Genomic DNA, 23,829 nt, shown 5'->3' on the forward strand with positions numbered 1-23,829 from the left:
GATAACAAGGAGTGAATGTTCATGGCTAAAGAGAGCTTTGACAAAGAAATTCAATTTCTGCGCATGTTGTCTCTGACAAGCGGAGCATATAACCGTAAACAGTATGCCGAACGACTTGGCATATCCGTACATACCTTTGATAAGACCCAACGCCGATTAAAAGAAATCATGCAGACCGTCGCTAATCAACGCTCAAGCTCCGAACAGAGTAATGAAATGGCGGATCTTGTACGTTTCCAGTATGGCGAATCCGCTGAGCCCATGCTGCTCTTCCTCTTTCGCGCCAAGTCGATGAAAGAGACTGAGGTACAGCGACTTTCCGTCCTTTTGCATACCTTACAGGATAAAGCCCTAACTGCCATGGAGCTGCTGGATGCCTGCTGCGCGGATCTGCCAGAAGATCTGGCGCTGCCTGACGAAAAGACGATTCGCTCCGATCTGAAGTATCTGGAAGAAGTCGGGGTGATCCGCAAGGAACCCGGCGGCAGGCCTTATCGTTACCTTTTACAGCAGGACATACTTACCGGGCTAACCGTGGAAGAACAGCTGGAGCTGTATGATTTTGTGGATATCATGGCAAACACCCAGGTTCCGTCTGTACAGGGATATATTTTGCGGGACAGTCTCAAAAAGGCCATTGCCGCAAGCTATCCGCAGGAAGAAGCTACCGAACCATTTATATATAAGTACCACTATTACTCACGCATTCTGGACGAAGCACATCTGTACACCCTGCTTAGTGCGATTCGCCAGCGGAAGCATGTGCAGTTCCTGTATTATTCACCCAAAAGACCATCCAGCTACAGCTCACAGAATACGAATCCACGCTTTGAACGGGAAGCAGGCGGACGATCCAACCGGATTGTGCCGCTTGAAGTTGTCTATGACCATCAGTATGGCCGGTGGTATGTCATCGGATATCAGGGACGGCGCGGCTTTGTGAAATTCCGGATGGAAGGCATTACGCAGCTGGAGGAACAGGATTCGATTGAAGAAGAATATATGCTGGAACTGAAGCAGCAGTGGGCCGAGATTAGCCGCAACAGCTGGCTGGTGGATACGGGGAACACGGTGACGGTTCAAGCGCGCTTTTTCCATCCTCAGAATGGTCAGCGCAACTTCATTCTGGATCGGGTACGTCTGCAAGGCCAATGGGGAACCATTACGCCCGAAACGGATCATACCTTTCTGTATGAAATTCAGGTCAACGGCACGACCGAGATTAAGCCGTGGCTTCGGAGTTTTGGTTCAAGCTGTGAGGTGATCGCACCACAAAGGCTGCGTCAGGAGATGATTAAGGAATGGAAGGAGATTGCGCAATATTATGAATCTGTTCGAGAAGATGTTCAACTACCAGATGATGACGAGATTGAATGAAACCGGGCTGTTCACCTGGACTGCACAGGAACGGGCCTGGCTGCGCATGATGCTGAATCACCCTGCCGCACCGGAAGCACTAGACCCTGATACGTTGGAGAAAATGCACAACATGCTGGATTCAGAGCAGGATCTGAATCTTCAGGATTACCTCACCGAAAAGGCCAAAAGTCAAGAAAACAGCGTCTTTCACCCGCTGCTCAAACCGTTACGGCAGATCATTCTTCACCAGCAGGGGTTTCGTTTGACAGGGCGTGTCCGTCATGGACGAACCAGCCAGGATCAGTTGGGATTCCCCTACAAGCTAGAATATTCCATGGTCAAAAAAGAATGGTACGTACTCTGGTATGCTCCACTCTACAACAGACTCATGTCAACCAAGCTGCACAGCATCCTTGCTGTGGAAGCCCAGCCGACCCAACCTGAAACTGCTTCTCATTACACCGCCCAAATTGCTATTTTAACGGAGAATCGGAAGACGACCGTAAAGATCGAAGTGCTGCCGGAGTACAATCAGGAATTATCGCGAATTCTGTATGCCTTCTCCTGCTTCGAGAAACAGGTCGAATTTGTGGAAGCACAACAGACGTACCGCATTGAATTAACCATCCCGCGAAATGAGATGGATTACGTTCTGTCCAAAATGCGTTTTCTGGGCAAACGGGTACGGATTGCAGACCATGCAGCGCTTCGAGAACGAATGTCTGAGACAGCAACCAAAGTATTGGCACGCTATGCTGAAACGGAGCCTGAAACACAGCATGAACAGACATATGGAGGAGCACGCAGCCACTCCATTGAGAAGCCTTTCGCCAATGCGGACGGCAGTGATTCTGCCTAGTAAAATGCAAATGAGAGCGGGTGGCGAGTGGCGTTTCATTAGAACAGATTAACGTCAACAGGCTGTCCCCATCACTTACGACCTATGGGACAGCCTCTTTGTTATATTCTGCCTACGAACTGCTGTTGCTGGAAGCCGAATTCCTTCTTTTATTAATCGCATGCACGCCCATCACAACCGCAATCAATTCATACGTGTCCAGTTGTTCCGATTGATTGTCCAGTACAAATGCCCCTGAACTGAACAAGCCACTGGTACGCCTGAAGCTGGCCACGATTTTACCGCCATTCCCGGTAATATCATATTCCAGCGAAAACGCCGGAGCAGTGATATCATACACACCACGCGGTCCTGCATCGTACTCATACTTTTTACTGAAAAAGCTCATCCTCGCCCGTAAAATACCCCATTCCCTTCCATCGGCTGAAGTCACCTCCCAACGGTTACTCAACATGCGAAATTTACCGCTGCAGATCAGCCCCGAGTTGTCGAATACATCAAGCGAAGAACCAAAGGCACTTTTCAAATCGAGATGACCTGCCTGTTCCTGTTCATGATTCATAATCTCGGTGTACCCCGCATTAAAGAAATTATCTCTGAAATAGAGTTCCATGAAATCCCTCCCATACAAGAAATAAACCTTCTCCCTTATTGCCAAACGAACGACATATACCCCTATTTACGCATAAGAACTGGGAATTGCTTCAAATAAAAAAGTCTGCCAGCTCAACTGCAGCTGACAGAACCTTAGCTTAGACTTCTACTTTCTTGTTATTCAGGTATACGGCAATGCCAACCAAAATCACAGCCACGATGATTTCAAAGATGATATTTGCCCATGTTCCATCTGACCATATGATTCGATTGGATGTCATGGAGAGCCCTGTGCTTTCTTCAGTGAACTGGAATAATTCATTCGGGTTAAAGCGTCCCGAGAAGATGACATTCTCCAGCCAGCTAATGAGATTAATCAGTACAAAAAATGCGACGATACTAATCCATGGTCCTGTTTTAAAGCGAAAGCTGCCTCCAATGGAGATAGAGAGAAAGATAATTATGATACCGAACAAAGCCACCCACCAGAGAAACAGCAGCAAATTAATAATCTCCGAGACATGAATACCCGAATCGTTCATAAAGCTGGCAAAGTTTATACCTGTGTGAGTTCCACTATAAATAAAGTAGTGAATGGCGGCCACAATCATTAAGCCCAGCCAACAGATTGTTCCGAATATGATCGGAGACAAGACGTGAGACAGTCCGTTTACAGGTACAAGACGGCGATTATACGAACGGATATTGGACCTGTATGTCTTGATCATTTTCACATAAATAGCCACGCCTGCTCCTACATATGCAATAATACCTATAATACTTCCTGTGACCTCAGACACGAACAATGCCAGACCCAACTGAACGATAATCAACACGGCAAGCCCAGCCAACAGCGTATTCCAATTCCTTCTAAAGTCATACTTCAGCAATGTCATCATTCCGCATAGACCTCCTTGAACATCTCATCCACACTTTTACCGTACTTGAGACGAAGTGTCTCCACTTCTTCCCGCATTACCAGTTCGCCTTCACGAATGAAGATGACTTCATCAAAAATCCGTTCGATATCATTTACAAGGTGTGTAGAGATGATCAGACTGCTGTCTTCGTCATAGAACTTCACAATCGCATCCAGAATTTTGCCCCGGGCAACCGGGTCCACCCCGCCGATCGGTTCATCCAGCAGATAAAGACGAGCCTTACGGGAAAGAGCCAGTGTGAGTTGCAGACGTTCATTCATGCCCTTGGACAAGTGCCGCACCCGTTCTCCCTCTCCAAGCTTCATGAAATCAAGCATCTCCCTGGCTTTGGCTTCATCAAAGTCAGCGTAAAAATCGCGATAATACGCGATCGCGTCCCGTACCTTCATCCAGTTCTCGGTCAACGGGCGGTCCGGCATAAAGGATACCAGCGACTTCGTTTCCAAACCAACCGCTTTTCCCGTGACACGAACATCTCCACTGCTGGGGTGCAGCAGCCCTGCAACCAGCTTCATTAGTGTACTTTTGCCGCTGCCGTTACTGCCCAGCAAACCTACAATTCGGCCTGGTGCGATATCAAGCGTGATGTCATGAAGGGCTTTTTTGCCTCCATATGTTTTGCTTACATGGTTCAGCTCAAGAATATTACTCATTCACTGTTCCTCCTCTTCCATCGCGATGCGATGATTGCTTTCCTTCTGCAACGGCATCCGCCACGATATTTACGATATCGTGTTCTTTGATGCCCAGTTCCTGCATTCCTGTCAGAAATCGCTCCAGCAATTCACCAGCCATCTCTTTTTTGATCGTCATAATTTTCGACTCCTCACTTGTCACGTATCGGCCCAGACCTCGCTTGGTTTCAACTACTTCTTCCCGCTCCAACTCCTGAAATGTTCGCTGTACTGTATTGGGATTGATCTGTAATTCGGCCGCGAGCTCACGAACCGAAGGAATTTTATCGCCTGCCTTAAGCGTCCCGGTCACAATCTGTCTTTTGATGTACTGCATGATCTGCAGATAGATTGGCAAGTTGTTATCAAATTCGATGCTCACAATGTTCTCGCTCCTCTCTGTATCTGTGTGTTAGTTACATAGTACACTAGTGCTTCGTTGTTGTAAAGCCCATTTGTTTAGATTGACTTCCATATAAAAAAAAGAGCAGATCCCCAGATCTGCTCCTGATGCTACTCATGAAAAATTCACTGTGTGATATAATTGGTTGTTAACAAGAAGGCATCTACACGATATCCAATGGCACTTTGCCCTTAGGTGCAGGGAATGCCTCATTCAACCGAACCACTTCATCTTGGCTCAAAACAACGTCCATCGCTGCAGCATTTTCGGCAACATGGTCCAGCTGCACAGCCTTGGGGATGGCCATTACGTCTCCGTCCCTGATAACCCATGATAACGCAATCTGCGAGGGACTGACCCCTCGATCTCTCGCAATCTCACGGATGACTGGATGCTCCAGCAAGTCCTGGCGAAGCCTGCCGCCCTGCGCCAGCGGACAATACGCCATTACAGGAACATGGCGTTCCCTTAGCCAGGGAAGCAGTTCATATTCAATACCGCGAGAAGCCGCATGATACAGCACCTGATTCACGGCACATTGCTGACCACCCGGAATGTTCCATAGTTCCTGCATGTCCTCTGTGTCCAGATTCGAGACACCCCAACGCAATATTTTACCGGATTGTTTCAATTGTTCCATCGCCTTAACGGTCTCTTCCAACGGTATACCTCCACGCCAGTGCAGCAAATACAGGTCCAGGCGATCTGTTCCCAGACGCGAAAGGCTGCGCTCGCAAGCCGCAATCATCCGCTTCCGATCGGCATGATGAGGATACACTTTGGATACCAAAAATACGTCATCCCTACAGTCTGCTATCGCCTCACCTGTGACCTCTTCTGCCCCGCCTTCTGCATACATCTCAGCGGTGTCAATTACCGTCATTCCACGTTCAATACCGTAACGCAGTGCCTGAACTTCTTCTCTCCGACTGGATTGCTTCTCCCCCATGTACCATGTTCCCTGTCCGATTGCTGGCAATGTTGTCCCATCATGCAGCTGAATCGTACGAGCCCCTTTTCCTATCATCATCTATAGCTTCCTCCAATCTGAGAAGACTCTCCATCCCGATCTATTCATTATGAAACCGATCGTAGTTACTGCCTTCATTCGCCCTTTTATTCGAACGCTTCCAACGCTCTACCATCATGACATACAATTGATCCAGTGGTAGCGTGATGCTACTCTGGGCAATGCTTACGGTAGCATCCACGATGTTGCTGTTCACTGCCATTAACTTGCGTTTCATGCCGTTCTGACGGTCCAGGAAAGCTTTCTCGTCCCACAATTTAACCCCAATCATCTTCTGTCCCATGAATTCATACATAAACATATTCTCAACATCTCGCCAGGCAATTAACCCTCCCGATGCATACGAAGATGAATCCATAAAACCATGCTCATCCACAACAAAGGAAGGTTCCTTCTTCATCATCTTCACCAGGCTGTAACAGAGACAAAGCCCAAAAAACAAAATGGAGAATAAGCCTATAACGGAAGAAATGGCAGATCCCTTGGCTGAAGCATCATCAAACATCAAAAAAAACCCGGCTGCTACAAAAATTGCCGCCCCCACTGTAAGCCATGCCATACGTTTCCGGCTCGGGTATTCCACGTGCTGTTGATCATAGGATGTGGACAAAGTGATGCTCCTCCTTCATGGTGACTGAGACAAGAATGATCTATATAAACAGGGTACAGCTCATTCAATGAGCTGGATGGCCAAATATACTTCAATAGCATTGTTCATTAAACAGATTCAATCAACATTAAACGTCATTTTCAGTCCGCATTTCGTCCATTTCATGACTATTCAACATTAGGATTCGTCATGCTTTCCATAATCCCTTTTCCGCACAGTGATATTGTTAAGAAATAGGAATACGTTCGTTCCGAATCGTATTGTCCTGCCTCATGCTTTCCGTTAATATAAATGGAAAGGTTAGGAAATTAAAACATTCTGAATCGTGGTGGGAGGACAAATAATGAACAGTCTGCGCGGCATAACATCGGAAGATCTATATCAGATTACATGGGTCAATGATCCGACTCCGTCTCCTGAGGGCGGACAAGTAATATATGTAAGCCGAAAAACAAATGAAGCACGAGACGGTTATTCTTCTCACCTGAGACTCCTCGACCTGGAGAACCAGAAGGACAGGCCATTCACATCTGGAGATAAGGATCACGCTCCTGCCTGGTCACCGGATGGAACACAGCTTGCTTTCTTAAGGGAGCATGAAGGCAAAACACAAGTGTGGCTGATTGCCGCAGATGGCGGCGAAGCGCAGCAAATCAGTCACCTGAAATATGGAGTCAGTTCCCTCCTCTGGTCACCGGATGGGCTTACTTTACTTGTTAAATCATCTGTGGATATGAGCAAGAATGACGAAGAAGAAACTGAAGATACGGATAAAAAACCGCTGCAAGAAATGGTCGTGGATCGAATCCGAATGAAGTCTGACAGCGGTGGGCTGTGGAACGGTAGACGAACCCATCTTTTTCGTGTTCCAACCAAAGGTGGAGAGGCAATCCCTGTAACGACAGGCCATTATGACGTTGGGGACTATGCGTGGTCGCCGGATGGAGAGTCCATTGTCTGGATCGCTCAATTGCCGGAAGAGGGCGAGGAACATAACGATTACACCCTGACGAATCATGTGTACCGTGCGAAGGCAGATGGATCTGACGTGCAGCAGTTGACGCCGGAAGGATATTCTTTTGGCCGACTGACGTACGCACCTGATGGACAATCCCTGGCGCTGCTTGCCAGCGATCGCTCCTATGGAAATGCTACATTGGTCAAGCTCTACACCCTGCCGATCTCGGGTGGCAAACCCACATGCTTGAGCAAGGAATGGGATGTACAGATGAATCACAGCCTCGTGGGTGATATGCGCTCACACTTAACCAATACGGGGCCGGTATTCAGTCGTGATGGTTCATCCATTCTCTGTCTTGCTACTATTGAAGGCAGTGTCCGAATTGCCCGATTTGCACGGGACGGCAGTCAAGCCGAGTATATCTTAGAAGCCGAAAAAGAGTTCTATCAGTTTGCTGAGCTGGAAAATGGTCAGATCGTAGCAGCCGCAGCTGACGTACTCAGTCCTGGTGATCTCTTTCTATATACTCAACCTGATGAGGTCGGGACTAAGCCTATACAACTGACCCATAGCAATCCTCAACTGGTTGAAGAGATTCAGCTTAGCACACCCGAGACCTTCTGGTTCGATTCCTCTGATGGTCTGCGACTGCAAGGCTGGATGCTGAAACCGGCTGGCATGGTAGAAGGAGTCAAGGTCCCCACCATCCTTGAGATTCATGGCGGTCCACATATGATGTATGGGTTTACGTTTATGCATGAGTTCCAGATCCTCGCAGCACAGGGATACGCTGTTGTATATATCAACCCGCGAGGTGGACTCGGATACGGGCAGCAATTCGTCAATGCCTGCCGAGGTGATTATGGCGGGGGTGATTACCGTGATCTGATGGAAGCGGTGGATTACACGTTGTCCCGATATCCGTTTATCGACGAGTCCCGTCTGGGCGTCACTGGCGGCAGCTATGGTGGCTTTATGACCAACTGGATCGTTGGACATACCGACCGTTTCAAGGCAGCCGTCACTCAGCGCTCCATCTCCAACTGGCTCTCGTTCTACGGGGTCAGTGATATTGGATTCTTTTTCACGGAAGACCAGATTGGCGGTAATGCATGGGATGACACCGAGAAGTTGTGGAAACACTCTCCACTCGCTTATGTCGGTAACGTCAGCACGCCGCTCCTGATTTTGCATGGTGAGCAGGATCTGCGTTGTCCGATTGAACAGGCTGAACAACTGTATGTTGCCTTGAAGCGACGCAGACAAACCACTCGGTTCGTTCGTTTCCCGGGAGCCAATCATGAGTTATCCCGCGGAGGTCATCCGTACTTAAGGGTACGTCGTCTGGAGCATATTGCCGGATGGTTTAACGAGCACCTGTAGTGCCATCATAAAATCAAATGATTATGAAATAATAGATAAATGCACTTCTCCCTGCTCCTTATGTATGCCTGGGCGAGAAGCATCTATGATCAACAAAAACCACCAGTGGAAGCGGTCATACTCCTGACCTTCTCTGGTGGTTTTTACTTTTGAACGTCCAGATATGGAATAATTACTGCGTTACGATCTGTACGGCTGCTCAGAACGCTGTTCTTACATGAATAAAGTTATGGATTTCGGGCCATACATCATGGAGTTCATCCACATGATTTGCAAGTTGCGAAATTACCGGATTTATTAGATAATAATCTGTCGATTGTAGTCGAAGGAACGGATATCAAGGGGGATTATGCAATGAACAATTATTGTACATTTGACGAGCCGATTAACCGGCTTACGACCGGATCAGAGAAATGGGATGCGATTGAAGAAATCTTTGGCGTCGCGGATGCACTGCCCATGTGGGTTGCCGATATGGACTTCGCCGCTCCGCCATCCGTCATTCAGGCGCTGAAGACTCGAATGGAACATGGGATTTTTGGTTATACGGTGCGAACAGATGCGTATCATGCTGCGCTGTCGGGATGGATGGAGCGTCGTCACAACTGGAATATCCATGATGAATGGATCGTATTCACTCCAGGTATTGTGCCCGCACTCAGCATTGCTGTACAACGTTTCACTGAACCGGGGGATGCCGTAGTGATCCAGAGCCCGGTATATGCGCCCTTCTACGATGTCGTACGTGGTCAAGGCAGAGAACTGATGACCAATCCATTGATAGAGAACGACGGACATTACTCCATGGATCTGGAACATTTGGAAACCTGCTTGAAGACAGGCCGGGTCAAAATGCTGATTCTGTGCAGCCCCCACAATCCGGTCGGGCGTGTATGGACTCGTGAGGAGCTAGAAAGCCTTGCCACTCTGTGTGTGCAGTATAACGTCATTATGGTCTCCGATGAGATTCATGCCGATCTGGTTCATCGTCGCGGCACTCATACGCCGCTGGCCCTTATTTCAGAAGCTGCCGCTGATCTGAGCATCATCTGCACAGCACCAAGCAAAACGTTCAACATTCCAGGCCTATGTACCTCCAATATTATCATTCCGAATGCCAAGCTGCGCGAGTCGTTCATGCAGGGCGTAAAGACGATGGGTCTTGCCAGTATCAGTACGCTTGGTGCTGTCGCTGCTGAAGCTGCCTACAACGGTGCTGAGCAATGGCTGGATGATTGTCTTGCCTATATCCGCGGAAATATGGAATATGTGCAGCAATACGTTACGGAACATATGCCTCAAATCGGAATCCACCTTCCAGAAGCGACTTACCTGCTATGGATGGATTTCCGAAAGCTGAATATCCCGCAATCGGAACTGTGCAGTATGCTGCTCAAGGAAGCGGGACTTGCCTTCAATGATGGAAGCAATTTCGGAGCGGAAGGTACAGGATTCATGCGCATCAATGTGGCCTGTCCACGTTCAACGGTTGAAGAAGCCATGCACAGATTGTCTCTGCTGCTGAGCCGGTTGTCCGACAAGTAAGTGGAATTAGATTAAAGTAAATCAAATTAAAGGGTGTCCGGGTAGTCATATTCATGACCAATGTTCATAATTAACTACCCGGACACCCTTTTTTAAAAAAATAGTTTTCCCCGTAAGCTATGAGGTTGGCATCTGTACAATACGGTCGCATAACCTTTCCAGCAAATTCCCATCATGACTGATGACCAGCAGCCCCAGGTTACGCTGACGGGCGATGTTCATTACGGTATGCCAGATCTGTGCCTGAGTAATGGCATCCAGCATAGTAGTCATCTCATCGGCGATCAGGTAACGAGTTACTGTGCCTAACGCGCGTGCTACACAGAAGCGCTGCAGCTCACCGCCCGACAATTCACCTGGCCTGCGATCCAGCCAATTCTCATGAATGCCCAAGGCATCAAGCAGCTCCTGATCCTCGATTGCCGCTTCCTTCAGCACACGGCGCATCCGCCAGCGTGGATTCACTGCTTTCTCCGGATGTTGGAATACAAGCTGAACCGGACAGGCTCCGGCATTGGGAAACGGCTTCCCATCCAGTAACACTTGACCTGTCATCGGCTCCACATACCCTGCAAGGATACGTCCAAGACTTGTTTTGCCACAACCGCTGGGACCCCACAAGCCAACGACTTCCCCCTGTTGTATTTCCATACTTATATCCTGAAATACCCAAGCGTCTTTACCATAACGATAACCTGTCTTTCTAGCCTCAAGTGGCATGAATGCACCTCACTTCTCCTTCGCGAACCTTGCGCAGTTCAGGACGTGCACCTGTACATGCCGTGGTCGCTCCAATGCATCGTGGTGCAAATGTGCAGCCTTCGGAAAGCAACCGCTGACTTGATACAGGCTGGGTACCCGATAAAGGTTCGAATTCGTTCTGTGGCAGCGCGTTCCAGAGCGCCTTCGTGTATGGGTGCCGCAAACGTTCGCCCTTTCCTGTAAAATCACATGCCTGTGCCGTCTCTACATTGGATCCTGCGTAAAATACGGATATGCGATCCGCTGCCGTCAAGGCAGTTGTAATATCATGAGTAATCCAAAGGATGCCGACGCCTTCATTGGCCAGTTGACGAAATTGCTTCATTGTTTCAGCCAGCACTTCAGGATGGATGCCAGGTGTTGGCTCATCTGCGATAATGAGTTTCGGTGCACCGGAGGTGGCTGTTGCCATCAACACCCGCCGAGCCATGCCACCTGACAGCTCAAACGGAAATTTGCGCGACGTGCCTGGAGGCAATCCATAGCCCGTCAGTTCCTGTTCTGCCTTTTGCATCATGGACCGGTGTTCCGATCCGTGCTTACGCCCTGTCTTTTGGCTTACGGGTTGAACCTGCCAGCCTACTCTCAGCAACGGGTCCAGGTAACTGACCGATTGTGGAATGTACACCAGTTCATCTCCACGCAGATGAAGCTGCCGCTCCATGGTCAAGGGCTGACCCGCGTAGTTAATCTGCCCTTTCAGCTTGGCATTGGCAGGGAGAATGCCCATGATCGCCTGCGCCAATACACTTTTGCCAGATCCGCTCGCCCCTACAACAGCTACAATCTCACCTGCATTCACAGACAGATCCAGATCCTGAATAACAACGTTCTCCTCATGCCCAAACCATCCCCGTGCACGCCGGAATGAAACGGATACTCCCTCCACTTTCAGAAGTGCCATGTTACCCCACCTCCCTTGAACTGCCGGTATCCGTTAATGTCTTCAGACTGCTACCCAGTACATCGAACGCGCGAACGACCAACAACAATGCGAGTCCTGGGAAAAAGGCCAGCCACCACATGCCTGCGGATAAATATCTCATCGACTCTGACAAAATAATCCCGATCGCTGGCTGCTGCGGCGACAACCCCAGCCCGAGGAACGTAATCGCTGCCTCATGCAGAATGGCATGGGGGAAGATCAGCAGCACACCAACAAACAGCTGTGGGACCAGATGGGGCAGCATGTGCTGAACCGCAATACGTAAGCGGGATTGACCCAACCTGCGTGAGATGTGAATATACTCCGCTGATTTCAGCTGAATCATCTCTGCCCGTACAATCCGGGCCAGATTCGGCCAATGGGTCAGGGCAATCGCTAACGCCACCCCAGGCAAACCTCCACCGAATACAAAGGCGAGCATGACCAGCGATACCAGGTGAGGAACGCTCAGGAAGAGGTCAATAATCCATGAGATCACCCGATCCGCAGCTTTTCCTGAAGCAGCAGCCAGACCCAGCACCAGCGCAACCAAACCTCCGCCGCAAGCGGCAAGCAAACCTACCTGAATGCTGGTTGCCAACCCTTTCCATGTGCGCATGAACATATCTCTCCCCAGCCAATCCGTACCGAAAGGATGTGCCCAGGTTGGGGCCAGATTTCGATTCATCAATGAGGTCAGCGTCGATTCAGCGGGAAGCAGTCTGCCTGTCAGCCACACGGTGGCAATCCAGATCACGCCCAGGCCACCCCAGATCATCGCCCATTTGCGAGGATGACGGAAACGAGGATTACTGCCACCTAAATAACCTTTCCCACCATGGGTACGTGGATGTACTAACCTCCAATTTCTCTTGTTCCCCGCCTCACTTTTGGCAGCGTTAACTTTCGAATGCTGTGCAGTCTGAGCCGTAGGCCGGGAGGGACGTTCCAAAGTCTGTTTCATCCTATAGTCTCCTCCTTCATGCGCGGATCAATAATACGATAAAGAATGTCGGCAATCATATTGCCTGTAAACACAAATATCGCACTGCACAGCACAAGTCCCAGCAGCAGCGGTACATCACCGCGCAATCCAGCCTGGACCGTCGCCTGGCCCAATCCGGGATAGGAAAACACTTGCTCCGCCAGCACAGCCCCACCGAACAATTCACTAAATGAGGCAAATTGCAGCGTCAATGCTGGCAGGACAACATGCCTGAACCCATGGCGACGAAACAATTGAAAACCTCGTTCACCTCGTGCCCTTGCAAAAAGAATATAGTCCGAGTCCAGCACATCCACCAGCTTCTGCCGGGTATGCAGAGCGATTGCAGCCACTCCCGTCAGACTCAACGTCAATGCAGGCAGAATCATGTGCATCGCCCGATCCCACCAAGTCACTTGATCTGCCGTCATACCCGCAGGTACACCAAGTCCAACCGGGAGCCACCCAAGCCAAACTCCAAATACCATGAGCAGTAACAGGGCAATCCAAAATACCGGTGTGGAAGCCAGTGTGTAACAATACCAACAGATCAGACGATCCAGCCACGAATCCCGTCTCATAGCAGCAACGACACCCAGACCGAATCCGATCAGACTGGATAATATCCATGCCACTGCCATAAGAGCAATAGAATTCATGAATCGTTCCTCGATGATGTCTGCAACCGGCTGCCTATAGATCATCGATGTTCCCAGATCACCCTGAACCAGTGCCTGCCCCCACGTTAACAGCCGTTCTATCGGTGAATTATTGAGCCCCCATCGTTCTTCAATAAGACTGCGCTGCTCTGCGCTCACCCTGATCATGTCTCCACCAATGTAGGCTTCCACCGGGTCCACAGGCGAGAATTGCATCAATATAAAAGACACCACGCTAACTCCCACCAGTAAAGATACGAGCCGCAGCATTTTAAAACCGACAAATCTGGCCCATTTCACTCCGTCTGACATCCAATCTCTCCCCAATTCAGGCTAAATCTACCGCAGCGTTTCTATTTCACATCGTCATTCCAGGACCATTCCTCCAGATTGGATGTTACTGGCCAGCCGTGACCATGTGGATGGATCTGCTGCTCACCGATATTCAGTCCCTTCTTCACCAGATACAGGTGATCAATGTTCACCAGCCATGCCCATGGCGCATCACCCTGATAACTGAATCCTGTTGATCCATCCCACTCTGCTTTCTGCCAGAAAGGCAATGCCTCTTCTTCCGTTGTGGCTTGGAGGGCCTGCTGCATCCAATGGTCTACGGTTCGGTTGCTGTACAATCCTGTGTTGTAATAACCTTCCCCTTTGTGGATACTGCTGTAGAGATTGTAGGTCTCAAGCGGATCATGACTTCCCCAGCCAAATAATACGGCATTGGTATAGGCCAACTTTTTCGTCTCTTCGCGGCTCTTTCCCTCTACATTGATCTTGATCCCCGCTTGGGCTGCCATATCTGCAGCAGCCAGTGCCAATGACTGTCTAGTTAAATCTCCTGCAAAATAAAGCAGGTTGAACTCGGCCTTTAAGCCGTTCTTCTCGACAGTTCCGTCACCATCTGTATCCACCCAGCCGGCATCTGCCAGGATCTGCTTCGCTTCATCCGGGTTCGCATCGGCAAATACAGAATCCGGATTACCCCAAGGCAAATCATCACTGACCGAGTAGGCCGGACGCCCATGCCCCTCCAGCACACCTTCCACCAAAGCAGTACGATCAATCGCCACATTTACCGCTTTACGAATGGAGATGTCGGATGTAACATCATTGCCTGCGGGCAGGCCATCACCAGACTTAGCGCCTGCGGGTTCCATCGGGAACATGATGCCCCGGTTATCAACTGTTTTTACCGATTCCAGCTTCATGCCGCTTACCTGCTGCTTGCTGAATGCCGCCGGGATAGCTGCGATATCGACTGATCCGGCTTGCGCCGCTGCAAAGGCCGCATCCTCATCCAGGTAGAGGAACGTCAATTTGCGGAATGCGGACGTTTTCCCGTAATAGTGCTCGTTAGCCTCGACAATCGCCTGCTGCCCCTTATCCCACTGCACCAGCTTGTATGGACCGGACCCGACCGGATGCTCCGCATAATCGGAACCATAGGCATGCTCAGGTACAATACCGAGTGTCGTAAGAAGACTGATAAACGTGGACTGCGGCGACTTTAATGTAAAGACGACCGTTGTCGCATCCGGGGCTTCCACATCCGCCATATTGGTCAAATCGATAACCGATCCGCTCTTCGAAGCCGTCTCAAACGTAAACCTGACATCTTCGGCCGTCAGTGGCTTGCCATCAGAGAACTTGACATCATCCCGGAGTTTGACGGTCCAAGTCAGCCCATCTTTACTGACGGAGTGCTCTGTCGCCAGGTCATTGACCAGTTGAAGCTTGGCATCCCTTCTCAGCAAGGTACTCTGAAAGAGTGGCGAACCGTACTGCCCCCAACCCGTAGTTGGATCAAATCCACCTTCCGGTTCCGTGCCCACAGCAAGCACCAGTTCGTCTGTGGGATGAGAAGCCGCCGACTCAACACTTTCTAGGGTTGAGGATGTCCCCTGCGTACATCCCGAAAGCCCAACTGTACATATAAGCAAAATGCCTAATCCCGCTCTAACCGATCGCCTTCTCCATGGAAATCTGCCCATCTTCACTGTTCCCCCTCTAAATTCTGCTGCCTCATTCATTTCCGTGTTACTTTTTTTGAAAATTGTAGCACAAAAAAGATTTATCGTGTCAATAAACTTGACTTCAAAATCCATTTATTTTCATTTTCGAGAAGTTCAAATGAAAACCTCAAGGAAATCAGTAGACATCACCCTATTTGAAGTGAGGTATTATAACAAATAAAAAAAACAACAGATAAACGGCATGGACCGATCATCTGTTGTTTTTACATACGGGCTGGGCTATGGGGCAAAGTCATCTAAAGCCAATGGATCGGTTAAAGAAATTTTCAAATTAATCCCTTGAAGAATCAGGATATTGTTCTTGTTGCTGATTTTGACTGTGATCATGATTGTGATGATGTTGGCTTGCCATTTTGTTCAGCTCATCTACATACGTTACGGACAGTTCTGCATACAATACTCCTTTTTGAACCTGGATCTGCTGATGCAGAAGACGCAATCGCCCTAAGTTACCCCGCACCGCAATCACCTCCAGACACTGATCATGGTTCAGATGTACATGCATATTGGAAATGATGTCATGATGTGCTGCATGCTGCAGCTCCATCAACCGAATAGGGAGATCACTGATATGGTGGTCATACACCATCACAATGGTTCCGGCCACATCCTGCTCGGCATGCAATGCTGAAGGCTCCAGCAATGTTTTACGGACCAAATCACGGAAAGCTTCTGAACGGTTTTTGTACCCCTGCTCTTCAATATACTGGTCAAACTGCTCAATCAGAGGTGTGGGAAATGCCACGCCGAACCGGGTCAAATCTTCTTTGTCTGCCATTCATATCCTCCTGCCGCCTCGTTTGCTTCGAGTGTACCACAGTCCTGTCCTCTCATCGACTATACTGTTGTTTCTCGGCAGTGGTAGAAAGGATAATGCAGCTCGCTTTTATTTCGCTCTCTTGGTCAGTTCCTGCCTGACTTTGGCATAAGTTGCACTTACCTTCTGTTCCAGTGTATAGATATGTTGTTTGGAGCCTGCCCATTTCTCTGCTGCTGCGGCTAAGGAGTTCAACGAACTTAATATGCGTGATGACTGACCTTGCTTCGTATTCTGTTTGAACTGCTGCAACGCATTGGAATATCGCTCTTTCGACAGGCTTGCCTGTTTTTTGCCCGTTTGAATCTGCTTCTTCACCTGATCGGCACCAGCAAGTATAGTACGTAATCGTTTCACTTCTGTACTTTTCCGTTTGCGGGCTTCGGCAAGCTCTTTCTTCTTGAGACGAAGATCTTCCCGTGCAAGCTGAACAACGGGTTTCAACGTATCCGCCTGGGTGCGAATGGCCGCGCTCCATTCCTTGTTTTTGATCGCTTTGGCAGCGTCAAGCTGCTTATTCACTGAACTGTATAAGGCAAACAAAGGCTCATAGCGGGTTTGGGTTTGCTTTACCTTTTCAATTAGGCCAGCGATCTTGGCATCATCGGTTTGTCTTATTTCCATACGCAATTGTTCCAGATCCTTGGTATTGGCAGTATGAAGTGTCTTTATTTTTTGTTCCCAAGCTTGTTCCTGCGTCGTCCAGTTTCCAACGTTCTCGTACGCCCGTTGCAGGGACAACTTTGTCTGTGAATCAGCCTTGCTCAGCACGGTTTCCCATGCCTTCTGGGCTGTTACGCCAAGCTCAGGGCCTGCTGCATTAACAGTAGAGGAATAATAAATCACACTCATACTGAACATGATGATGAGTCCCAGGCTCATACGGGTCCATACATTAGCTCGAAGGTTAGGGCGTGCCCCGTATCGGTCGCTCATGAAACTATAATCTCTCATGCTCCTCATACGGGATTGGTTCATCATTTTTTGCTTGTCATCATTTCCCTCATTTATGCCGTGCTCCCTGATTTGTGTTGCACACGAACAAAGACCCGCCTGATGATTTTCCTTGTCCTCCAAAATTCCAGTTTGCATTCTCTTCTGCTCCTTTCCATGTGAATTGATCGTTAGAATCTGCTAGATGTGTCTGTGTAGCGATTCGATTCAATTCGATTTGATCCGGAAACGATCCCTGATATACAAAATGGCAAAACAAAAAAAGCACCCGCAAGTCAGGCGTATTGCCTGCTCTTACGGGTGCTTCCCTCATAAGCCGTTCCATATGGGATTCGCCAAAATGGTCATCATTTCGAATCGAATCATTACCTTTTTCTAATATATTCCATATACTGGATCTGGTCAAGTCAGAATTGCAATCAGCCTGTTTTTAACGGGAGAACCCTTCCCGCTTAAAGACTATTTTACTGTTCGATCAGGATGGCTTTCATTTCTTCTGTCAGGTCTTCTTCTTTCAGGATCATGTAGACGTTCTCCCCACGGGTGACATTCAATTTGATCTGATAGATGGTATCTCTCTCTGTTTGATAACCGGACCGTTGACGTTGAAGCAATTCGCTGATAATTTTTTTATTTTTGGTAGCGATCTGTTTGTTGCCGCTTAGATTCCCGTCGATATAATCTGACTGAGGGTACACCATCTGAGGACTGCCGGGACTGTTGATCTCCTGCTTTACAAATTGTGCGGAAGCCACCTCATCTACTGAAAATTCCAGTTGCTCGTATAATTTGTTCTCTTTGAGCCAGTGCAGTACCCGGTCATAGCTTGGTTTGATCTCAAAATTCCACATCTCCTTGGGTTGTAAAGGGTCATTCGATGAGGAATCCTGATTCATTTCCGCGTATGCAAAAGACTGCCACGGAGAACGTTGTTCCTCATAGGTCTGGTCCATAATGTCCTGTTTCAGCAATTCCTTGAATTCACGAACTTGATTCGGATTGCTAATATATACTTTTCGGTATGAACTAACCGTTGAGCGAATGCCAATACTTAGCGCGTCCTCATCCAGCTTATACGTATCAAATGCAAATTTTTTGTAAGCCTGAGACTGCTTCAGCGCCATCAATTCCTGACGAAATTCAGGTTCGGGAATGTAATATTTGCGTTTCATCACCTTGCCATTATCCAACTTGTAGTTCATAAAAACATACTCATCATTTACCAGACCTGGATTGATAGGGTCACCCAGCAAAGGCAGATCGGAATCCACGATCTTCTGATGAAGATTGATAACGGCTTCCATATATTCCGGATCATCCGAATAAAATGGTCCATCATCCATCTTCTGATTGATACCATTGCTATAAGTGTAACGATCTCCGCCAAGCTTGATACTGTTAATCTTGTTTAATTCAGGCACTCGTGCTGCATACCCATTCCAATCGGCAACAGGTACGTACAGAATCAATCCAGCCACGATACCATATAGAGCGAACTTGGGCAGCAGTTTGCTGCTCCAGATCAGCCACGTCTTGCGGATAATCATCTCGGCAACAATGTAACCTACAATCCCACCGAGGATATATCCGAAGATCCCCCACCCCGATGATCCTCTTGGAGCAATAATGGTGAAGTAGCCTCCGCCAATTAAAACCAGCGTAAACATTAAACCAAATCGGAATAAGGGTTTAACAAGCGTAAACGTCACCGCTTGGGTAGCAGATTCCACCTGTCTCTTTGCATAGAATACGTAAGACAACAGAATGAACAACAATGCCAATATGGAATAAATAATGAGTTCCCAGCCGATCACAGGAGCTCCACTAATCGAACCCATGCGAAGAACTAAAGATATTTTTACTGCATTTCGCCCAACATCTTCGTACGGATATCCTAGCAGGTAATGTTGAAGATGCAAGGAAAAAATGAACCATACAACAACAGGCAACAGTAGGAGCGCATACACGGTGAGTCCCTGCAACACGGACTGTCCAATGCACATGCCTACCACCACGGTCAGCATGAACATAAACAGCGAGTAAATACTCATACTGAGGCCCCACATCCAGATTGAACTACCTCCGAATATAAATGCAGGTTGATCCAAAACGGCCCAAACCCAGCCTGTAATAGCAGTCGTTATCCAGATCGGAAGCAGGATCATCATAAATCCTGTCAACAAATTAACGGTTAACAGATGCTTGCGGCGCAGCGGCAAACTGTGGAACAGATCCGAAGGCGCACCGGATTGCACATACCGGAACAGAAAAATGCCTGCAGCCACCGGGAACGTAATGGCAAACAGAATTTGTACCTCTCCATTCGCCTGGAACAAACTCGTAATCTTCTGTGGCACTTCCCGATACTCGGTTGCGATATAAAGCGGTAGCGAAAACAACAACGTGAGCAGGTACAAGATGCCGATCCATCCATGCTGTCTGAAATTTTGGAACAGGATGCCCCGGTTACAGAACAATCGGTTGAATATCATATCCTGCATCCTCCATTTCATAGATAAATATTTCTTCCAGCGTTAGCGGCAGCACATCCAGCAGATAGGGATCAAATGCACGGAACCGTTCCGTCACAGCCTCGCGATTGCCTTTCACAATAAACAGGGATACACTTCCCCGCTTCTCTTCATGTAAAATATTCACCTGTTCGTCCATGGCCTTGGCATGATCAGGATGACGGAAAGCGACCTGAATTTTATGGGTATCCGCCTTCAGATCATCCAGGTCTTTCTCTACGATAATCCGTCCTTTGTGCATGATAGCAACATGGTCGCACAGGTCTTCGATCTCGCGCAAATTGTGAGACGAGATCAGAATCGTGACTTGACGCTCCGCTGCTTCCTGGAACAAAAGATTCTTGATCTGCTGCCGCATGACCGGATCAAGCCCATCAATTGGCTCATCCATGAGCAGCACTTCAGGCATACAGCTAAGACCAAGCCATACGGCAGCCTGACGACGCATGCCTTTGGACATGCGATGCAGTTTACGTTTCACGTCCAGTTTAAATACACTGCCGAGCTGTACGAATCGTTCCTCATTCCAGCGCGGATATACCGAACGATAGAAGACAGCCATCTGATGGATCGACGATTGCGGGAAAAAGTATGGTGCATCCGCCATAAAAATGGTGCGTCCCTTGAGGTCCATATTTTCATATATTTCTTGTCCATCAATGCGAACCGTGCCGCTATCCTGACGATAGATGCCTGCCAGTATTTTGAGCAGCGACGTTTTGCCTGCCCCGTTGGAACCGAGTAAACCGTAGATCGATCCCTTATGTACTTGCATCGTTACGCCATCAACGGCTTTTTCCTGTTCAAATGCCTTAATGACCTGATTCAGCTCAATCATGCGGCTCCCCCTTCTCTATACGGGCCATCGCTTCCTCAAATAAAAGCGTCATATCGGCTTTGCTCAAACCGGAATATGAAGCTTCCGCAATCAGCTTCACCAGAGCGGCTCTGATCTCATCTCTCATGGCTGCATTCGGATGTTCCACGGACGTTGATACGAAGCTCCCTTTTCCCTGCAATGAATAGATATAACCTTCACGTTCAAGTTCCCGGTACGCCTTCTGAATCGTATTCGGATTAACCGTGAGCTGCCCGGACAGTGTGCGAACGGAAGGCAGCTGCTCATCGGGTTGGAGAACACCGTACACGATCATTTCTTTGATTTTGTCCACTAGTTGCTCATAGATCGCCTTACGGCTGCGTACATCCAATTCGAACATCCCGCACCTCCTCTCTATAAAAGTTGTAATACCCTATTCATGAACGATGACTGTATGAAGTGTAAGTGTATGTATTCAACAATAAGGTGTATCAACTGTATTACTATTATTAGTACAGTTAATACAGATTGTCAACCATTAACTTTGACTTCTCGTATGATTCGCGTTAGGTTTATATATATGATTAAAGTGACATATAGACTGTGAAAACAGTTTACTTTTGTAAATAAACAAATTTCATTTCTTTCATCAGGTCGGGTGGATAAGATCGATTCGGTCGAGCATGCTGTTAACGCTGATTAAGTCTTTTCAAGGTTATATACGGTCAAAACTTGTTCTGATCTTTCCGCTTCCGTTATGATGTAGAAGAACGTTCTGCTTGTTCATTACCTTGCTTCGCTTGTTGTATGTACGGGTCCTCACCGCACGTTATGAGCGTACATATTGTATATTTTTGTTTTTAAATGGTGACCGCCGACACAGTGCAGCAGCGCCAGCACAACATGTTCATCTATCGATGTTCATAAATCCACATGTAGCTTTGAAACTAACACCTTGTAAGGGAGAATCCGGGATGAGTGAACAGAAACGAAGTGATTCTATAGAGCGTCATCGCGCAGAAACTTCAAGTATGACAAATAGCTTAGAAACAAACTCGGCTTCAGCAGCTCCGACACAGCATGTATTAATTGTAACCGCCGTTGATGCAGAAAAAGAGGCTGTACTGCGCGGCCTGGGTGACCAGGCTGCAGGCTTTGATGTGATTGCTGCGGGCGTTGGCCCCGCCTCGGCCGCAGCAGGAACCGCTGCCGCGCTGGCCTTTGCCTCAGCAGCGGCTGGCGCAAATGCGCTGGCGCAAGGCTCCGCCGCGCCAACCGAACCCGATGCGGCACAGGCATCTGCCGCATCCTCAAGGCCGGGGCCCCTGGCCGGAACCGGACTGACCCCAGCGTACACGCTGGTGGTCAGTGCCGGCATCGGCGGCGGGTTCCCCGGCCGGGCGGACGTCGGCTCCCTTGTGGTGGCCGACGCCATGGTTGCCGCCGATCTGGGCTCGCAGACGCCAGACGGCTTCCTCAGCGTGGACGAGCTCGGCTTCGGCTCGTCCCGTGTGGCGGCGGACACGGAGCTTGCCGCGCGCCTGCGCCATGAGCTGCAGCGGGCAGGGCTCGCTGTCAGCGGAGGCACGGCGGTCACCGTATCCACGGCGACCGGAACTGCCGAGACGGCCGCGGAGCTGCTGCGCCGCGTGCCGGATGCCGCCGCCGAAGGCATGGAAGGCTTCGGCGTGGCAACCGCAGCCCAACAGTTCGGCGTGCCTGCACTCGAACTGCGGGCCATATCCAACGCGGTCGGTCCACGCGACCGCGACGCCTGGCGCATCAAGGACGCCTTGGATGCGCTCCAGACTGCAAGTTCCATTTTACGGGAGGTACTTACATCATGAAAATTGCATTTTCCCCTTGTCCCAACGATACATTTATCTTTCATGCATGGGTGCATGGATTGATTCCTGGTGCACCTGAGCTGGATGTCCGGTATGCGGACATCGATATTACCAACGGCCTTGCGGCTAATCCGGATGGACCAGATACACCTGAAGTCATGAAAATATCCTATGCAGCACTGCCTTATGTGCTGAATGATTATGCGCTCTTGCCTGCGGGCGGCGCACTTGGCAGAGGATGCGGCCCGCTGGTTCTGACCGCTAACGGCACAACCGATCCGGCCTATCTCTCGGGACGCCGTGTTGCTGTTCCAAGCGAACGTTCGACTGCCTACCTGCTATTCCGTCTCTGGGCAGCACAAAATGTTCCCGGCGGCGTAGGCGAGATTGTCGTTATGCCATTCGACCAGATTATGCCTGCTGTCCGGGACGGCAAGATCGATGCCGGCTTGGTTATCCATGAAGCACGCTTCACGTACCAGAATTATGATCTCAAGCTTATGACAGATCTCGGCAACTGGTGGGAAAGCGACACAGGCCTGCCAATTCCGCTAGGAGCAATCATTGCCCGTCGCAACCTGGATGCTCACGCTCTTGCGGGTTGGGCACGTGCCTCGGTGGAATACGCTTGGGCACATCCGGAAGAGTCCAAAGCATACGTCATGGAACATGCCCAAGAGATGGACCCTGATGTCACTGCACAGCATATCGGATTGTACGTTAACGAGTTCAGCGCCAATCTGGGCGATGACGGTTACGGTGCAATTACAGCATTGCTTGGACGAGCGATGAAAGAAGGACTTGTTCCTGAGTTCAATCTGGATTTGTTGCGGATCTAATTCGCCAAAATAACGCTTCTTTGATTCGTTAGATATCAGTGTCTGTGAAATATCACCCATTAGCGTGACTCTGGTTCGTTAGATCATACAAAGGGCTGTCCTATAAAGTCATGTTCATGACAATAGGACAGCCCTTTTCAATCTATTTCAACCACAAACCCGAACCTGCACAAGATGTTGATCCAAACACTCAGCATGTTGATCCCACCATCACGTATCAAACCTAACCACTCAGCCGATTTAACCAATCATCCATTCAATGTAATCTCAAACGTTCTTCTTACAACGATCC

The 23,829-nt window shown here is 49.0% G+C and carries 22 protein-coding genes; 6 read left to right on the forward strand and 16 right to left on the reverse strand.

The window, feature by feature from the left end; translation table 11 throughout:
- The first annotated feature begins 21 nt into the window (after nucleotides 1–21).
- Both PPA03S_RS05625 and PPA03S_RS05630 read left to right on the forward strand, forming a co-directional pair.
- Nucleotides 22–1,377: a helix-turn-helix transcriptional regulator gene (locus tag PPA03S_RS05625; protein ID WP_062320734.1), complete on the forward strand. Its 1,356-nt coding sequence runs from the start codon at nucleotides 22–24 to the stop codon at nucleotides 1,375–1,377.
- Nucleotides 1,325–2,218, forward strand: coding sequence for a WYL domain-containing protein (locus PPA03S_RS05630; RefSeq protein ID WP_082704012.1), 894 nt, complete (start codon nucleotides 1,325–1,327; stop codon nucleotides 2,216–2,218). Before PPA03S_RS05625 ends, PPA03S_RS05630 begins: the two co-directional genes overlap by 53 nt.
- 112 nt (nucleotides 2,219–2,330) lie before the next feature.
- On the opposite strand, the gene PPA03S_RS05635 is transcribed toward PPA03S_RS05630, so the two are convergent.
- From PPA03S_RS05635 to PPA03S_RS05660, 6 genes are all read right to left on the reverse strand, one after another.
- Nucleotides 2,331–2,831 (reverse strand): LURP-one-related/scramblase family protein, encoded by a 501-nt coding sequence (locus PPA03S_RS05635; protein ID WP_062320735.1) that lies wholly within the window; start codon nucleotides 2,829–2,831, stop codon nucleotides 2,331–2,333.
- A 139-nt stretch (nucleotides 2,832–2,970) separates the two neighbouring features.
- Nucleotides 2,971–3,711 (reverse strand): hypothetical protein, encoded by a 741-nt coding sequence (locus PPA03S_RS05640; protein ID WP_062320737.1) that lies wholly within the window; start codon nucleotides 3,709–3,711, stop codon nucleotides 2,971–2,973.
- Nucleotides 3,708–4,406 carry an ABC transporter ATP-binding protein gene (locus tag PPA03S_RS05645; RefSeq protein ID WP_062320739.1) on the reverse strand — a complete coding sequence of 233 codons (699 nt, stop codon included), beginning with the start codon at nucleotides 4,404–4,406 and terminating at the stop codon, nucleotides 3,708–3,710. Before PPA03S_RS05645 ends, PPA03S_RS05640 begins: the two co-directional genes overlap by 4 nt.
- A complete protein-coding gene (locus PPA03S_RS05650; protein WP_062320741.1) occupies nucleotides 4,399–4,809 on the reverse strand; it encodes a GntR family transcriptional regulator in 411 nt (136 codons plus the stop codon). The genes PPA03S_RS05645 and PPA03S_RS05650 overlap by 8 nt, the downstream gene beginning before the upstream one ends.
- A gap of 184 nt (nucleotides 4,810–4,993) precedes the next feature.
- The gene (locus PPA03S_RS05655; protein WP_082704013.1) at nucleotides 4,994–5,860 is read right to left on the reverse strand and encodes an aldo/keto reductase; all 867 of its coding nucleotides are present in this window, start codon (nucleotides 5,858–5,860) and stop codon (nucleotides 4,994–4,996) included.
- 40 nt (nucleotides 5,861–5,900) lie between these two features.
- On the reverse strand, nucleotides 5,901–6,470 hold the full coding sequence (locus tag PPA03S_RS05660; protein WP_062320743.1) for an STM3941 family protein: 570 nt from the start codon (nucleotides 6,468–6,470) through the stop codon (nucleotides 5,901–5,903).
- A gap of 343 nt (nucleotides 6,471–6,813) precedes the next feature.
- Between PPA03S_RS05660 and PPA03S_RS05665 the strand changes: the two genes are divergently transcribed.
- Both PPA03S_RS05665 and PPA03S_RS05670 read left to right on the forward strand, forming a co-directional pair.
- Entirely contained in the window at nucleotides 6,814–8,814 is a 2,001-nt protein-coding gene (locus PPA03S_RS05665; RefSeq protein ID WP_062320745.1) for a S9 family peptidase, read from the forward strand.
- 354 nt (nucleotides 8,815–9,168) lie between these two features.
- Entirely contained in the window at nucleotides 9,169–10,359 is a 1,191-nt protein-coding gene (locus PPA03S_RS05670; protein ID WP_062321247.1) for a MalY/PatB family protein, read from the forward strand.
- A gap of 117 nt (nucleotides 10,360–10,476) precedes the next feature.
- Here the strand turns inward: PPA03S_RS05670 and PPA03S_RS05675 are convergent, their stop codons facing one another.
- The 10 genes from PPA03S_RS05675 to PPA03S_RS05720 all read right to left on the reverse strand — a co-directional run bounded on the left by PPA03S_RS05675 (nucleotide 10,477) and on the right by PPA03S_RS05720 (nucleotide 21,251).
- Nucleotides 10,477–11,079 (reverse strand): ABC transporter ATP-binding protein, encoded by a 603-nt coding sequence (locus PPA03S_RS05675; RefSeq protein WP_062320747.1) that lies wholly within the window; start codon nucleotides 11,077–11,079, stop codon nucleotides 10,477–10,479.
- Nucleotides 11,069–12,025 carry an oligopeptide/dipeptide ABC transporter ATP-binding protein gene (locus PPA03S_RS05680; protein WP_062320749.1) on the reverse strand — a complete coding sequence of 319 codons (957 nt, stop codon included), beginning with the start codon at nucleotides 12,023–12,025 and terminating at the stop codon, nucleotides 11,069–11,071. Before PPA03S_RS05680 ends, PPA03S_RS05675 begins: the two co-directional genes overlap by 11 nt.
- Nucleotide 12,026: 1 nt before the next feature.
- The gene (locus PPA03S_RS05685; RefSeq protein WP_062320752.1) at nucleotides 12,027–13,010 is read right to left on the reverse strand and encodes an ABC transporter permease; all 984 of its coding nucleotides are present in this window, start codon (nucleotides 13,008–13,010) and stop codon (nucleotides 12,027–12,029) included.
- Entirely contained in the window at nucleotides 13,007–14,002 is a 996-nt protein-coding gene (locus PPA03S_RS05690) for an ABC transporter permease (protein ID WP_062320754.1), read from the reverse strand. The genes PPA03S_RS05685 and PPA03S_RS05690 overlap by 4 nt, the downstream gene beginning before the upstream one ends.
- 41 nt (nucleotides 14,003–14,043) lie before the next feature.
- Nucleotides 14,044–15,687, reverse strand: coding sequence for an ABC transporter substrate-binding protein (locus tag PPA03S_RS05695; RefSeq protein ID WP_062320756.1), 1,644 nt, complete (start codon nucleotides 15,685–15,687; stop codon nucleotides 14,044–14,046).
- 313 nt (nucleotides 15,688–16,000) lie between these two features.
- A complete protein-coding gene (gene nikR, locus PPA03S_RS05700; RefSeq protein WP_062320758.1) occupies nucleotides 16,001–16,507 on the reverse strand; it encodes a nickel-responsive transcriptional regulator NikR in 507 nt (168 codons plus the stop codon).
- Nucleotides 16,508–16,615: 108 nt separating this feature from the next.
- Entirely contained in the window at nucleotides 16,616–17,638 is a 1,023-nt protein-coding gene (locus tag PPA03S_RS05705; protein ID WP_062320760.1) for a hypothetical protein, read from the reverse strand.
- A gap of 326 nt (nucleotides 17,639–17,964) precedes the next feature.
- Nucleotides 17,965–20,013: a hypothetical protein gene (locus PPA03S_RS05710; protein ID WP_217998920.1), complete on the reverse strand. Its 2,049-nt coding sequence runs from the start codon at nucleotides 20,011–20,013 to the stop codon at nucleotides 17,965–17,967.
- The gene (locus PPA03S_RS05715; RefSeq protein WP_062320764.1) at nucleotides 19,967–20,869 is read right to left on the reverse strand and encodes an ABC transporter ATP-binding protein; all 903 of its coding nucleotides are present in this window, start codon (nucleotides 20,867–20,869) and stop codon (nucleotides 19,967–19,969) included. Before PPA03S_RS05715 ends, PPA03S_RS05710 begins: the two co-directional genes overlap by 47 nt.
- The gene (locus tag PPA03S_RS05720) at nucleotides 20,862–21,251 is read right to left on the reverse strand and encodes a GntR family transcriptional regulator (protein WP_062320766.1); all 390 of its coding nucleotides are present in this window, start codon (nucleotides 21,249–21,251) and stop codon (nucleotides 20,862–20,864) included. The genes PPA03S_RS05715 and PPA03S_RS05720 overlap by 8 nt, the downstream gene beginning before the upstream one ends.
- 631 nt (nucleotides 21,252–21,882) lie before the next feature.
- Here PPA03S_RS05720 and PPA03S_RS05725 point away from each other — a divergent pair.
- Both PPA03S_RS05725 and PPA03S_RS05730 read left to right on the forward strand, forming a co-directional pair.
- Nucleotides 21,883–22,698, forward strand: a complete 816-nt coding sequence (locus PPA03S_RS05725; RefSeq protein ID WP_062321250.1) for a futalosine hydrolase — start codon at nucleotides 21,883–21,885, stop codon at nucleotides 22,696–22,698.
- Nucleotides 22,695–23,537, forward strand: a complete 843-nt coding sequence (locus PPA03S_RS05730) for a 1,4-dihydroxy-6-naphtoate synthase (protein WP_062320768.1) — start codon at nucleotides 22,695–22,697, stop codon at nucleotides 23,535–23,537. Before PPA03S_RS05725 ends, PPA03S_RS05730 begins: the two co-directional genes overlap by 4 nt.
- The last annotated feature ends 292 nt before the right edge of the window (nucleotides 23,538–23,829 follow it).

Source organism: Paenibacillus pabuli NBRC 13638 (genome assembly GCF_001514495.1).
GTDB classification, from domain to species: Bacteria; Bacillota; Bacilli; order Paenibacillales; family Paenibacillaceae; genus Paenibacillus; species Paenibacillus pabuli.